This window comes from Lichenicoccus roseus (genome assembly GCF_005844085.1).
Lineage (GTDB): Bacteria > Pseudomonadota > Alphaproteobacteria > Acetobacterales > Acetobacteraceae > Lichenicoccus > Lichenicoccus roseus.
On record NZ_VCDI01000001.1, the window covers coordinates 375,759 to 388,841 of the forward strand.

The window sequence follows — 13,083 nt, forward strand, 5'->3', positions numbered from 1 at the left end:
CCGAGGTTGAAGCAAGTACCGCCGCGAGGGGATCTTCCTTAGAGGGATTGGTCCTTTCGCGGCGGGAACGGTGCATCCTGCCCGGCAATCCAAGATCGTGACGTACCCAGTTGCGATCGTGCAGCGGTGCGTCCGGTGTGCGCGAGCCGGGATTGCCTGAAGCAGCCGCCGGCAATTCCCGCCGAGTTGCAGACACGAACCCGCTAGACGTCCAGGTTCGCTACCTTCAGTGCATTGCCCACTATGAAATCGCGGCGTGGCTCGACGACATCGCCCATCAGCGTCGAGAACACCTGTCCGGCATTCTCGATATCGCCGACCTTCACCTGCAGCAGGGTCCGGACCGACGGATCCAGCGTAGTGCGCCAGAGTTGCTCGGCATTCATCTCGCCGAGCCCCTTGAAGCGCTGGATCGCCAAGCCCTTGCGGCCCTGCGCCAGGATGCGATCGTACGCGCTCGACGGACCGGCCAGCGGCGCCTCGTTGCTGTCCAGCGCGAGCGTCGCAGCATGCTCGCCGGAGAAGTCACGCCCCAGCAGCTCTGCCCGCTCGGCCAGCCACAACACGTCGGCTGAACGCAGCGCTGCCGCATCGACGTGATAGCGCTCGCCGACACCTCGCACCTCGCGCGCCATGGTCAGGCCGTTCTCGTCGACCAGAACCTTCCAGCTGCGCTCGTTCGGCAGCGACGCCCCGTTCAGCCGCGCCACCAGCGCCTGCGAGTTGAGCTGTCCGCGGTTCATGTCGGGCGTCAGCGCGCCGGCAATCGCCGCCTGTTCCAGCAGCCAAGTCGGCGCCGCTACCGCCAGCCGGCGCAGCGCCCGCGTCGCCTCGCGCAGCCAGCCCATCTCGACGCCGAGCTCTTCGCCTTCCAGCACCCGCCCGTCGGCATAGGTCAGCCTTGCATGCGACAGCGCCTTGTCGAGCAGGTATTGCTCGAGTGCCGCGTCGTCCTTGAGGTAGCGCTCCTCGTTGCCGCGCTTGGCGCGGTACAGCGGCGGCTGCGCGATATAGAGATGCCCGCGATCGATCAGCTCCGGCATCTGCCGGAAGAAGAAGGTCAGCAGCAGCGTGCGAATATGCGAGCCGTCCACGTCGGCGTCCGTCATGATGACGATGCGGTGGTAGCGCAGCTTGTTGATCGCGAACCCGCCCTGCTCCGGCTCGGCATGGCCGATGCCGGTGCCGAGTGCGGTGATCAGCGTGCCGATTTCGGCCGAACCCAGCATGCGGTCGAAGCGCGCACGCTCGACATTCAGGATCTTGCCCTTCAGCGGCAGGATCGCCTGGAACTTGCGGTCACGACCCTGCTTGGCGGTGCCGCCGGCGCTGTCACCCTCGACCAGGAAGATCTCCGCCTTCGACGCATCGCGTTCCTGGCAGTCGGCAAGCTTGCCGGGCAGCGTGGAGATGTCGAGCACGCCCTTGCGGCGGGTCAGCTCACGCGCCTTGCGGGCCGCCTCGCGCGCGGACGCCGCATCGATCACCTTGCCGATGATCGAGCGCGCCTCCTTGGGATGCGTCTCGAACCAGTGCGCGATGGCGTCCGCCGCCGCCGCCTGCACCACCGGCTGCACTTCCGAGCTGACCAGCTTATCCTTGGTCTGCGAGGAGAACTTGGGATCCGGCACCTTCACCGACAGCACCGCGGTCAGGCCCTCGCGCATGTCCTCGCCGGACAGCGCAAGCGCCTCCTTCTTGCCCATTCCCTCGGCATACTTGCCGACCACGCGTGTCAGCGCCTGGCGGAAGCCGGCCAGATGCGAGCCGCCGTCGCGCTGCGGGATGTTGTTGGTGAAGCAGAGCATGGTCTCGTGGAAGCTGTCGTTCCACGACAGTGCGAACTCGACCTTGATGCCCTGCGCGGGATCCTGTCCGAGCGCCGTGATCGGCGGCGCCATCACCGGGATCTTGCCGCGATCCAGCCATTCGACGAATGCGATCAGGCCGCCCTCGTAGCAGAAACGCTGCTCCTGAGCCGGTGCATGGCGCTCGTCGCGCAGGATGATTTCCATGCCGGAGTTCAGGAAGGCAAGCTCGCGCAGGCGGCGCTCGAGGATCGGAAACTCGAAGTCGGTGCGCCCGAAGGTTGCGGAGCTGGGCTTGAAGCTCACTTCGGTGCCGCGCGCCTCCGGGCTCGGCCCGACCACCCGCAGCGGCGCATCCGCCTCCCCATGCTTGAAGCTGATCTGGTGCTCCTGGCCCTCGCGCCAGATGCGCACACGCATCCACTCGGACAGCGCGTTGACCACGGCCGCTCCGACGCCGTGCAACCCGCCCGAGACCTTGTAAGAGTTCTGGTTGAACTTGCCGCCGGCGTGCAGGCGCGTCAGCACCACCTCGGCGGCGCTGATGCCCTCCTCGACATGCATGTCGGTGGGAATGCCGCGCCCGTTGTCACGCACCGTCACCGATCCGTCGCCGTTGAGCACCAGCGAGCAGCTGGTCGCGTAGCCGGCCTGCGCCTCGTCCACCGCGTTGTCGATGATCTCGAACGCCATGTGGTGCAGGCCGGACCCGTCATCGGTATCGCCGATATACATGCCCGGACGCTTGCGCACCGCGTCCAGTCCCTTCAGGACCGAGATCGATGCGGCGTCGTAGATGCCCTCGGCACCGGCAGCTCCTTCCGGCATGGTTTCCGCGGCCGTCCCGGTGGTCGGCCCGCTGTCTTGCCCCGCAGGATGCTGCCTGGGATCCTGTCGAGCAGACGAGCCCGTGGGTTCGGCGGAATCGGACATGCCGGCTGGTCGCTCCGTAAGTCTGGGTTTTTGAGTCTATAGACTATACGCGCTCTGCAGCGGGCGGGCCAGGATACTCGCTGCCGAAAGCCGAGTCGGGGCGCAGTTTCCCCTCCCCGGCACGCCAGAATCCGGCCTGCCCGCGCAGTGGCGCGAACGGCTCCGGATCGGTGCCGGTCAGCAGCGCTGGCGCCGGCAGCCGCAGCAGCGCCGCGAACAGCGCCTCCCGCCGGGTGGTGTCCAGATGCACCAGCGGCTCGTCGAGCAGCAGCAGCGGCGCCTCGCCGCGCACCTCGGCGATCAGCGCCGCATGCGCCAGCAGGATGCCGATCAGCAGCGCCTTCTGCTGGCCGGTGCTGCCCAGGGAGGCCGGCCTGGCGGTGGCACGGTCGCTCAGCAGCAGGTCGGCACGATGGCCACCCAGGGACGCGCCCCCGGCCGCAGCATCGGATGCGCGGCGGCGCCCGAGCTGGTCGCGCAGCCAGTCCTCCACCACCAGCGCCGGATGGGCCATCAGCTGGGTGGTGATCTCGCAGGCCAGCTCGAGGGTGGCGGCGGGAAAGCCGGTCTCCGGTGCGTCCTGCGGAGCGCCGTTCAGCCGGCCCACCAGGCTACGCCGGGCAGCGCAGACCGCCACCGCGTGGCGGGCCATCGAACTCTCCTGCGCGGCCAGCCAGGCCGGATCGGTGCGCGGGTTCTGCAGCAGCCGGTTGCGGCCCTGCATGGCCTCGTCGTGTGCCGCCACTTCGCGCGCGTGCTCCGGCTCCAGCGCCAGCACCAGCCGGTCCAGGAAACGCCGCCGCCCGGAAGGTCCCTCGATGAACAGCCGGTCCATCTGCGGCGTCAGCCAGACCGCGCACAGACGCTCGGCGACCGCGGCCCGGTTGCGCGCCGGCTCGCCATCCAGCCGGAACACCCGCCGCCCTCCCGAAGACGCACCAACGGTTGCACCACCCGCCACGCCGGCTTCGGTGGTCAGGCCGGTGCCGATCTCGAACGCCTCGCCATCCTGCGCCAGACGAGCCGCCACCGCCCAGCCCGCAGCCCCCAGACGCTGCACGTCGGCGAGCCGGGCGCCGCGCAGCCCCCGCCCCGGCACCAGCATCGACAGAGCCTCCAGCAGGTTGGTCTTGCCGCTGCCGTTGGCGCCGGTCAGCACGCTGACGCGCCCGTCGGTGCCGGCCTGATCGGGACGCCAGACCAGCTGCTGGTAGTTCCGGTAGTCGGTGAGCGTCAGCCGCGACAGGCTGAGCATGCTGCCGCCGTCAGGATGATTGCAGGACGGCCGGACTTCGGTAGCGTCGCCTCAGACGCGCATCGGCATGAGCACATACAACGCCGACGGGCTGTCCACGTCGCGCACCACCGTCGGCGCCGCGCTGTCCGAGAAAGCGAACTCGACATCCTTCTCGATCTGGTCGGTGATGTCGTTCAGGTAGCGCGCCTGGAAGCCGATCTCGAGTGGCGTGGAATCGTAGCTGACGCGGCCCTCGTCGAGTTCCTCCTTGGCGGTGCCCTGGTCCGGGCTTGCAGCCGACAGGATCAGCAGGTTGCGGTCGATCGACAGCTTGACCGGACGCGAACGCTCCTGGCTGATCGCGGCCACGCGCGCCACCGCATCGGAGAAATCCTTCTTGCCGACACGCAGGATCTTGTCGTTGTCGCGCGGAATGACGCGCTCGTATTCCGGGAACGTGCCGTCGATCAGCTTGCTGGTTAGCATCACCGAACCGACGGTGAACTGGATGCGGGTTTCCGACAGCGCCACCTCGACATCGTCCGCCGCCTCGTCGAGCAGCTTGCGCAATTCGTTGATGGTCTTGCGCGGCACGATCACACCCGGCATCCCGGCCGCCCCCGGGGGCAACTCGGTCTGCACGCGCGCCAGGCGATGCCCGTCGGTCGCCACCGCGCGCAGCATCGGCCCCGCCTCGCCGGCGGCCGCCTCGGCGACATGCAGGTAGATGCCGTTCAGATAGTAGCGGGTCTCCTCCGTGGAGATCGCAAACCGGGTGCGGTCGATCAGTCCACGCAGCACCGGCGCCGGGATGCGGAAGGAATGCGGCAGGCTGCCGGTGGTCATGGAGGGAAAATCATCGACGGCGAGCACGTTCAGGCTGGTCGCATAACGCCCGGCCCGCAACGCCAGCGGCGCGTCGCCACCGGAATGGTCCAGCTCCACCTCGGCACCATCCGGCAGCTTGCGGACGATCTCGTAGAGGACCGCCGCCGGCGCCGTGGTCGCGCCGTCACGCACCGCGCCGGACGCGATCTGCTCGACGACGGCGATCTCCATGTCGGTAGCGGTCAGGCTGAGCCGCCCCTCCTTCACCACGATCAGCACGTTGGCCAGGATGGGGATCGTGTTGCGCTTCTCGGCCACGCTCTGGATGTGGGCGAGCGCCTTCAGCAGCGTCGCGCGATCGGCCTTCAGCTTCATCTCAGTCGGGTCCTCATGCGCCGGAATACCGATCCGGGGCGATAGCCTAGCAGCAGCGTCGAGGCTCGCAAATGGGTGAGCCCGTCCGGGGATGCGCTGCGCGGAAAATCAGCTTTCCAGCATGCGGCGGAGCAGTTCCACGTCCTCGGCGAAGGCGGTGTCGCGCTCCATCAGCTCGGCGACGCGGCTGACCGCATGCATCACCGTGGTGTGGTCGCGGTTGCCGAACTTGCGGCCGATCTCGGGCAGCGAGCGGCTGGTCAGCTGCTTGGCGAGGAACATCGCCACCTGCCGCGGCCGCGCGACCGCACGGGCGCGCCGGGCGGACGACATGTCGGTCAGGCGGATATTCCAGTGCTCGGCGACCTTGCGCTGGATCTCCTCGATGGTGACACGCCGGTCGTGCGCCTTGAGGATGTCGTGCAGGACCTCCTGGGTCGCCTCCAGCGTGACCGGGCGGCCGAACAGGTTGGCATGCGCGATCAGCCGGTTCAGCGCGCCCTCGAGCTCGCGCACGTTGGTGGTGATCTTGTGCGCCAGGAACTCCAGCACCTTGGGCGGCACCGCCACTCCGGAGGCGGCGGCCTTGGCCTCGAGGATGGAGATGCGAAGCTCGAACGTGGTGGCATGCAGATCGGCCACCATGCCGCAGCCCAGGCGGGTGCGCAGGCGATCCTCGAGGCCGGACAGGTCCGACGGCGACTTGTCGGCGCTCACCACGATCTGCTTGCCGGCATCCACCAGCGCATTGAAGGTGTGGAAGAATTCCTCCTGCGTGTTGTCCTTGCCGATCAGGAACTGCAGGTCGTCGATCATCAGCACGTCAACGGAACGCAGCTGCTCCTTGAACTCCATCGTCGATTGCGAGCGGATCGCCGCGATGAAGCGGTACATGAATTTCTCGGCCGACATGTATGCAACCGTGGTGGTGCGCTCGCCGCGCGCCAGCTCGAGACCGATCGCATGCATCAGATGCGTCTTGCCGAGACCCACGCCGCCATACAGGAACAGCGGATTGAAGCCCGGGCTCGACGGCCGCTCGGCAACCCTCCTGGCGCAGGCATGCGCGAACTCGTTCGGCTTGCCAACCACGAAGCTGTCGAAACTGAAGCGCGGATCGAGTGGCGCGGCGAGTTCGCCCCGTGCGATGCCGGGCTCTGCCGGTGGGGCAGCATGGCCTGGCTTGACGCCACCGGCGGATGCCACCACGACAACGGGCGCGCTGCCCGCCGGCACCGCATGATCCGCTGCGGCCGGACGCTCGCGCGCCTCCTCGGCCGCCAGCTGCAGTTCCACCCGGCGGATGTGCGGGACCTCGGCATGCCAGAGCGTGCTCAGACGGTCGCCATACTGGCTTCGAACCCAGTCACGCAGGAAGCGCGTCGGCAACAGCAGGGTGATCTCGTCTGCCTCGACCTCGCCGAGCCGGATCTGGCGCAGCCAGGTGCGGTACTCGACCTCGCCCACCTCGACCTGCATGCGCGCACGGATGCGTCCCCAATGCCGCTCGAATGGATGTCCGCTCTCGCCCCCGGTCAGGCCGGAGCCGTCGTCCGGCTTGGATCTGTCGCTGTGGTGACCGTGGCTGTCGGCGATGTCGTCAACGACGAGCTCGGAGGCTGCTCCGACCCCCTGATTGCCCTGGTCCACTCTCACCAAACCTGCTCCCGCATCACTGTGACCGTCTCGCCCGGCAGGGACGCCTGTTCCAGCGGCCGGCAAGCCGCTGGTCCAACACCCACTGCCCGCCAGCCCCCTGCTCCCCGATGAAGGGTCATGGGTCATGGCCAGCCAGACGGCGCAACGATCGCTCCCGGCGGCAGGCGTCGAAACAGCCCCCGCAGATGCAGGGCGTTCAGCGAATACCGATGTGGGAACTTCGTCTGTTACATTTTGCGGTCAACGTCGCGACCGTGCCGGACAGTAAATCAGCCGCCGCCGGGGTCGCAATGGGAATCTAGCCCATCGGGCAACAAGACAAAAATGAGCGCCTGTCAAGTAACGAGGCGGATATTGGGACCGGACAAAACGGGAACTAATTGTCTCGTGAACTGTGCGTTGGGTCAAGATTGCGTCGACAAGCCGATCCGAGGCGCAAAAAGTAAACGGCCCGCCTTGCAGCGGGCCGTCACTATAGTATTACGGGAACCATGCAATAACGTGGGCTGGCTTACCCGGAGACCGAACTCCGTCGTCCACCGGCCAACGGCAGGCTCACTTGCCGGCGATCGCCTTGATGCGTGCAGACAGGCGCGAGATCTTGCGCGACACCGTGTTGGCGTGGGCGATACCCTTGCCGACCGCGCGCTGCATTTCCGGCTGCGCCGCGCGCAGGGCGCTCACCGCCAGTTCCTTGTCCCCGGCCGCGATCGCCGTCTCGACCTTCTTCACGAAGGTGCGGACACGCGAGCGGCGCGCGACATTGCGCGCGGTGCGGACTTCGGTCTGCCGGATGCGCTTGCGCGCCGATGCGGTGTTCGCCATGGGCCTCTGTTCAACCAGTCTTCGACATGCATAAAGGGCGCGGTCGCAAGGACGCAGCCGGACCCGACAAGGGAGCGGGTTCTAGATCACCGTGGGCGGAGGAGTCAAGGCGACCGGCCTAGCGCTGCAGGCGCGCGCAGAAGAAGCTGCTGCGCCCGGACTGCACGATGCGGCCGATGCCGTGGCAGATGGGTTTCCCCGGACACTCCGGACAGGGCTCGCCCTCGCGGCCGTAGACCCGCCAGGCATGCTGGAAGTAGCCGAGTTCGCCATCCGGCTGGACATAATCACGCAGGCTGGAACCACCGGCCGCGATCGCCTCGCCAAGCACTGCCCGGATCGCCTCGACCAGCCGCCGGATCGCGGCCCGGGAGAGGCTGCCACTCTCGCGCCGTGGCGACAGCCGGGCGCGATACAGCGCTTCGCACACATAGATATTGCCGAGGCCCGCCACCACGCCCTGGTCGAGCAGGGACGCCTTGATCGAGGTGCGACGACCGTGCAGTCCGCTGGCCAGCACGCCAGCATCGAAGCCGGCCTCCAGGGGTTCCGGACCGAGCGGCGCGAGCAACCGGTGGCTCTCCTCGGCATCGGTGGGCACCAGATCGACGAAACCGAAACGTCGCGGGTCCACCAGGCCGAAGCGGCAGCCCTCCTCGCTCTCGATCACCAGATGCTCGTGCAGGGTGACCCCGACCGGCACGGACGGATCGAGGCGGGTGAGGTTGACGCGGCCGGACATGCCGAGATGCAGCAGCATGCTCACCCCGCCCGCCAGTCGCATCAGGATGTACTTGCCGCGCCGCCGGAAGCCCTCCACCCGCGCGCCGCGCAGGCGCTCGGCGAGATTGGGCGGCATGGCCCAGCGCAGATCCGCGCGGCGCATCTCGGCGTGCACGATCGTATGACCCTCAAGATGCGCGCGCATGCCGCGCATCACGGTCTCGACTTCAGGCAGTTCCGGCATGCAGGGTCGGCACGCTATACCTGCCCGCCATGAGCGACAACATCGACAGCCGGCCCTCCACCCCCCAGCAGACCGCCGGATCCGGCTACCGGCCCGGCGCGAGCGCCGACTTCGGTTACCGCAGCGTGCCGCGAGAGGCCAAGAAGCCGATGGTGCGCGCGGTCTTCGACAGCGTGGCGCCGAAATACGACCTGATGAACGACCTGATGTCGCTCGGCATCCACCGTGCCTGGAAGCGCATCTTCGTCTCCGCCCTCGGCCCGCGCCCGCACCTCTCGCTGCTCGACCTCGCCGGCGGCACCGGCGATATCAGCTTCGGCTGGCTGCGCGGCGGCGGCGGTCCTGCCATCCTGTCCGACATCAACGAGAGCATGCTCGGCGTCGGCCGCGAGCGCGCGCTCGGCAACGCGATGGTTGCGAAGCTCGGCTTCGTGGTGGCCGATGCCGAGCGCCTCCCGGTGCCGGACCGCAGCGTCGACCGGGTGTCGATCGCCTTCGGGCTGCGCAACTGCACCGACAAGGACGCGGTGCTGGCCGAGGCCCGTCGCGTATTGCGCCCGGGCGGCCGGTTCCTGTGCCTGGAGTTCTCCCGCGTGCAGGTCGCCGCCCTCACCCCGCTCTACGACGCCTGGTCGTTCAGGGTGCTGCCGCGGCTGGGCAGCATGATCGCCGGCGATGCCGCCAGCTACCAGTATCTTGCCGAGAGCATACGCACCTTTCCCGACCAGGAACGGCTCGCCGGCATGCTGCGCGACGCCGGCTTCGCGCGCGTCGGCGTGCGCAACCTCTCCGGCGGGATCGCCGCGATCCATTCCGGCTGGCGCCTCTGAGCATGGATGCCGCGACCGGCTGCAGCCCGGCCGACCTCGCCGGCAGGCGGGTGCTGCTCGTCGTCAGCGGCGGTATCGCGGCCTACAAGTCGCTCGAGCTGATCCGCCTGCTGGCTGCGCGTGACTGTGCGGTCTCCTGCATCCTGACGGCGGGCGGCGCGGAGTTCGTGACCGCGCTCAGCCTGCAGGCGCTGACCGGCAAGCCGGTGCATGCCGGGCTGTTCTCGCTGACCGAGGAGAGCGAGATGGGCCATATCGCCCTGTCGCGCTCCGCCGACCTGATCGTGGTGTGTCCGGCCTCCGCCAACATCCTCGCGGCGATGGCAGCCGGGCTGTCGCACGACCTCGCCACCACCCTGCTGCTCGCCACCGATGCGCCGGTGCTGGTGGCACCGGCGATGAACGTGCGCATGTGGGACCACCCCGCGACCCGCGCCAACCTCTCCCTGCTGCGCTCGCGCGGCATCCATGTGGTGGGGCCGGAGGAAGGGGTGATGGCCTGCAACGAGTTCGGCTACGGCCGCCTCGCCGAACCGCCGGCGATCCTGGCCGCCATCGCCGGCCTGCTGTCGCCGCCCGATGAAGCGCATCCCGGCCTGCTCGCCGGCCGGCACGCCTTGGTCACCGCCGGGCCGACGCACGAGCCGATCGATGCGGTGCGCTACATCGCCAACGTCTCGAGCGGCAAGCAGGGCTACGCCATCGCCGGCGCGCTGGCAGCCCTCGGCGCACGCGTCACCCTCGTCAGTGGACCGGTGGCGCTGCCCGCACCGGCAGGCTGCCAGCGGATCATGGTCGACACCGCGGAGGCCATGCGGGCAGCCTGCGAGGCGGCGCTCCCTGCCGACATCGCGGTCCTGGCCGCCGCCGTCGGCGACTGGCGCGTGGAGAGCGTGGCGGCATCCAAGTTGAAGAAGCGACCGGGCGAGCCGCCGCCGACCCTGAAGCTGGTCGCCAACCCGGATATACTGGCCCTGCTGTCGCAACCCGGCCCGCGCCGGCCACGGCTGGTGGTGGGCTTCGCCGCCGAGACCACCGACGTGGTGGCCGAGGCGATCGCCAAGCGGCAGCGCAAGGGCTGCGACTGGATACTCGCCAACGACGTCTCGGAAGCGACCGGCATCATGGGTGGCGACGAGAACGAGATCCACCTGATCACCGGTGCGGATATCGAGGCATGGCCACTCCTGCCCAAGAAGGCGGTGGCGGAACGCCTGGCGCTGCGGATCGCCACCGAGATCGAGCATCACCAGCGCACGGAGCCGAAGCCATGACCGCCCCCATCGCACGCATCGCGGTCCGGCGCCTGCCGCACGGCGCCGACCTGCCGCTGCCCGCCTACGCGACCTCCGGGGCCGCCGGGATGGACCTGCTCGCGGCCGTCGATGCGCCGGTCACCATCGAGCCCGGCGGCCGTGCGCTGATCCCGACCGGCCTCGCCGTCGCCCTGCCGCCCGGCCACGAGCTGCAGATCCGGCCGCGCTCCGGGCTCGCCCTGCGCCACGGCATCGTGCTGCCGAACAGTCCCGGCACCATCGACGAGGATTATCGCGGCGAGATCGGCGTCATCGTGCTCAATGCCGGCAGCGAAGCCTTCGTGGTCGAGCGCGGCATGCGCATCGCCCAGGCCATACTGTCGCCTGTATTGCGCGCCGAGTGGGACGAGACGGCCACGCTGGACGAAACGGCCCGCGCCTCAGGCGGCTTCGGCAGCACCGGCAGGCACTGATCGGGGCGCCAAACCGCCACTTCTGCGCCGCCGGAACAGGCTGGCGGCGCAAGGCCGCCTGGGCTAAAGCAGCAACGCCGTCGGCCCGTCCGCGGAATGTTGCACATTTGTGAGCATCGTCATTGCGTTAGCGTAGAGGTCGAGACGGGATGCCCCCATGCTGAAGGACCGCCTCCCGGTCAATATCGCGGCGCGCACGGCGCCCAACCTGTTCGACATCGCCGCCATCGTCTGCATGCTCGGCCTGGCTGTCGCGGTCGGCACCATCGCACGGCACACGTTCGGGCCGCTGACCGCGCCCAACGCGACCACCATTCATCTCGACCCGAGCTACCTGCCCGGCTACGCGATGCGCACCACGCTGCGCATGTTCGCGGCCCTGGTGTTCTCGCTGCTGTTCACCTTCACCTATCCGGTATGGGCGGCGAAATCGCGGCGGGCCGGCGTCATCCTGGTGCCGGTGCTGGACATCCTGCAGTCGATCCCGATCCTGGGGTTCCTGACCTTCACGGTCACCTTCTTCATGAACCTGTTCCCCGGCCGCGTGCTGGGCGCGGAGCTTGCCGCGATCTTCGTGATCTTCACCAGCCAGGCCTGGAACATGGCGTTCAGCATGTACCAGTCGCTGAAGACGGTGCCGACCGACCTCGAGGAGGTCACCCGCTCCTTCGGATTGTCCTCGTGGCAGAAGTTCTGGCGCCTGGAGGTGCCGTTCGCGATGCCCGGCCTGGTCTGGAACACCATGATGTCGATGTCGGGCGGCTGGTTCATGGTGGTCGCCTCGGAGACCGTCTCCGTCGGCTCCACCAATGTCGTGCTGCCGGGCATCGGCTCCTATGTCGGCGTCGCGGTGGCGCATCGCGACATCGTCGCGGTGCTGTATGCGATCCTGACCATGCTGGTGGTGATCCTGCTGTACGACCAGCTGCTGTTTCGCCCGCTGGTGGCGTGGTCGGCGCGCTTCCGCTTCGAGACCACGCAAGGTGCCGTAGCCAAGGATCCCTGGATGCTGTCGCTGCTGCGGCGCACGCATCTGCTCAACCAGACCAGCCGCACCTTCGGCGACTTCCTGACCCGCATCGGTGGCCTGCAGATCGGGCGAAGGCCGGACGCGCCGCGCCGCCCGGTGCTGCCGCCACGTATCATGGACGGGGTCTGGATCGGGATCCTGGTCGCCGTGGTGGGCCTGGCGCTCTGGCAGGTCGTTCTCTATGCGGCCGGTAGCTTGTCGCTGCGCGAGGTCGGCCATGTCGCGCTGCTGGGCTGCTACACCATGATACGCGTGGTGGTGATGATCACTCTGGCATCGATGGTCTGGGTTCCGGTCGGCGTCTGGCTTGGCCTGCGTCCGGCCTGGGCACGCCGGGCGCAGCCGGTGGCGCAGTTCCTGGCGGCGTTCCCGGCGAACCTGTTCTTTCCGATCTTCGTCGTCGTGATCGTGCACTACTCGCTGAACGTGAATGTCTGGCTGACGCCGCTGATGATCCTCGGCACGCAGTGGTACATCCTGTTCAACGTCATCGCCGGTGCCGCGGCGTTTCCCGCCGACCTCCTGGAGGTCGCGGACAATTTCCGTCTCGGCGGCTGGCGCTGGTGGGTACGGGTGATCTTGCCCGGCATCTTCCCGTACTACGTGACCGGCGGCCTGACCGCATCGGGAGGCGCCTGGAATGCCTCGATCCTGTCCGAGGTCGCCTCCTGGGGCAGCACCACGCTCACCGCCCAGGGCCTCGGCAGCTATATCGCCCAGGCCACCGCGGCCGGGGCGACCGCACGCGTGGCGCTCGGAATTACGATGATGGCGGCGTTCGTGATCGCCTTCAACCGCATCCTCTGGCGCCCGCTCTACAGCTTTGCGCAGAGACGCCTCACCTTCGCCTAGGGCGCAGCGT

At 68.4% G+C, this 13,083-nt stretch carries 10 protein-coding genes; 4 read left to right on the top strand and 6 right to left on the bottom strand.

Annotated features, from left to right (window positions below; genetic code table 11):
- Positions 1 to 203: 203 nt before the first annotated feature.
- From gyrB to mutM, 6 genes are all read right to left on the bottom strand, one after another.
- On the bottom strand, positions 204 to 2,636 hold the full coding sequence (gene gyrB / locus FE263_RS01655; protein ID WP_138324203.1) for a DNA topoisomerase (ATP-hydrolyzing) subunit B: 2,433 nt from the start codon (positions 2,634 to 2,636) through the stop codon (positions 204 to 206).
- A 148-nt stretch (positions 2,637 to 2,784) separates the two neighbouring features.
- On the bottom strand, positions 2,785 to 3,996 hold the full coding sequence (recF, locus tag FE263_RS01660; RefSeq protein ID WP_138324204.1) for a DNA replication/repair protein RecF: 1,212 nt from the start codon (positions 3,994 to 3,996) through the stop codon (positions 2,785 to 2,787).
- 51 nt (positions 3,997 to 4,047) lie between these two features.
- The gene (gene dnaN / locus FE263_RS01665) at positions 4,048 to 5,181 is read right to left on the bottom strand and encodes a DNA polymerase III subunit beta (protein WP_138324205.1); all 1,134 of its coding nucleotides are present in this window, start codon (positions 5,179 to 5,181) and stop codon (positions 4,048 to 4,050) included.
- Positions 5,182 to 5,289: 108 nt separating this feature from the next.
- Positions 5,290 to 6,660, bottom strand: a complete 1,371-nt coding sequence (dnaA, locus tag FE263_RS01670) for a chromosomal replication initiator protein DnaA (protein WP_408886146.1) — start codon at positions 6,658 to 6,660, stop codon at positions 5,290 to 5,292.
- Positions 6,661 to 7,395: 735 nt separating this feature from the next.
- The gene (gene rpsT, locus FE263_RS01675; protein ID WP_138324207.1) at positions 7,396 to 7,665 is read right to left on the bottom strand and encodes a 30S ribosomal protein S20; all 270 of its coding nucleotides are present in this window, start codon (positions 7,663 to 7,665) and stop codon (positions 7,396 to 7,398) included.
- 118 nt (positions 7,666 to 7,783) lie between these two features.
- Positions 7,784 to 8,632 (bottom strand): bifunctional DNA-formamidopyrimidine glycosylase/DNA-(apurinic or apyrimidinic site) lyase, encoded by an 849-nt coding sequence (mutM, locus tag FE263_RS01680; RefSeq protein ID WP_138324208.1) that lies wholly within the window; start codon positions 8,630 to 8,632, stop codon positions 7,784 to 7,786.
- 29 nt (positions 8,633 to 8,661) lie between these two features.
- On the opposite strand from mutM, the gene FE263_RS01685 reads away from it, so the two are divergent.
- From FE263_RS01685 to FE263_RS01700, 4 genes are all read left to right on the top strand, one after another.
- Positions 8,662 to 9,462: a class I SAM-dependent methyltransferase gene (locus FE263_RS01685; protein WP_138324209.1), complete on the top strand. Its 801-nt coding sequence runs from the start codon at positions 8,662 to 8,664 to the stop codon at positions 9,460 to 9,462.
- A gap of 2 nt (positions 9,463 to 9,464) precedes the next feature.
- Positions 9,465 to 10,736, top strand: coding sequence for a bifunctional phosphopantothenoylcysteine decarboxylase/phosphopantothenate--cysteine ligase CoaBC (gene coaBC / locus FE263_RS01690; protein ID WP_138324210.1), 1,272 nt, complete (start codon positions 9,465 to 9,467; stop codon positions 10,734 to 10,736).
- Positions 10,733 to 11,191 carry a dUTP diphosphatase gene (gene dut, locus FE263_RS01695; protein WP_138324211.1) on the top strand — a complete coding sequence of 153 codons (459 nt, stop codon included), beginning with the start codon at positions 10,733 to 10,735 and terminating at the stop codon, positions 11,189 to 11,191. Before coaBC ends, dut begins: the two co-directional genes overlap by 4 nt.
- Positions 11,192 to 11,348: 157 nt before the next feature.
- The gene (locus tag FE263_RS01700) at positions 11,349 to 13,073 is read left to right on the top strand and encodes an ABC transporter permease (RefSeq protein WP_138324212.1); all 1,725 of its coding nucleotides are present in this window, start codon (positions 11,349 to 11,351) and stop codon (positions 13,071 to 13,073) included.
- Positions 13,074 to 13,083: the final 10 nt, after the last annotated feature.

Coding starts and splice junctions, on each gene's coding strand:
- gyrB (WP_138324203.1), bottom strand. CDS start 2,636: ATGCCGGAAGGAGCTGCCGGTGCCGAGGGCATCTACGACGCCGCATCG.
- recF (WP_138324204.1), bottom strand. CDS start 3,996: ATGCTCAGCCTGTCGCGGCTGACGCTCACCGACTACCGGAACTACCAG.
- dnaN (WP_138324205.1), bottom strand. CDS start 5,181: ATGAAGCTGAAGGCCGATCGCGCGACGCTGCTGAAGGCGCTCGCCCAC.
- dnaA (WP_408886146.1), bottom strand. CDS start 6,660: ATGCAGGTCGAGGTGGGCGAGGTCGAGTACCGCACCTGGCTGCGCCAG.
- rpsT (WP_138324207.1), bottom strand. CDS start 7,665: ATGGCGAACACCGCATCGGCGCGCAAGCGCATCCGGCAGACCGAAGTC.
- mutM (WP_138324208.1), bottom strand. CDS start 8,632: ATGCCGGAACTGCCTGAAGTCGAGACCGTGATGCGCGGCATGCGCGCG.
- FE263_RS01685 (WP_138324209.1), top strand. CDS start 8,662: ATGAGCGACAACATCGACAGCCGGCCCTCCACCCCCCAGCAGACCGCC.
- coaBC (WP_138324210.1), top strand. CDS start 9,465: ATGGATGCCGCGACCGGCTGCAGCCCGGCCGACCTCGCCGGCAGGCGG.
- dut (WP_138324211.1), top strand. CDS start 10,733: ATGACCGCCCCCATCGCACGCATCGCGGTCCGGCGCCTGCCGCACGGC.
- FE263_RS01700 (WP_138324212.1), top strand. CDS start 11,349: ATGCTGAAGGACCGCCTCCCGGTCAATATCGCGGCGCGCACGGCGCCC.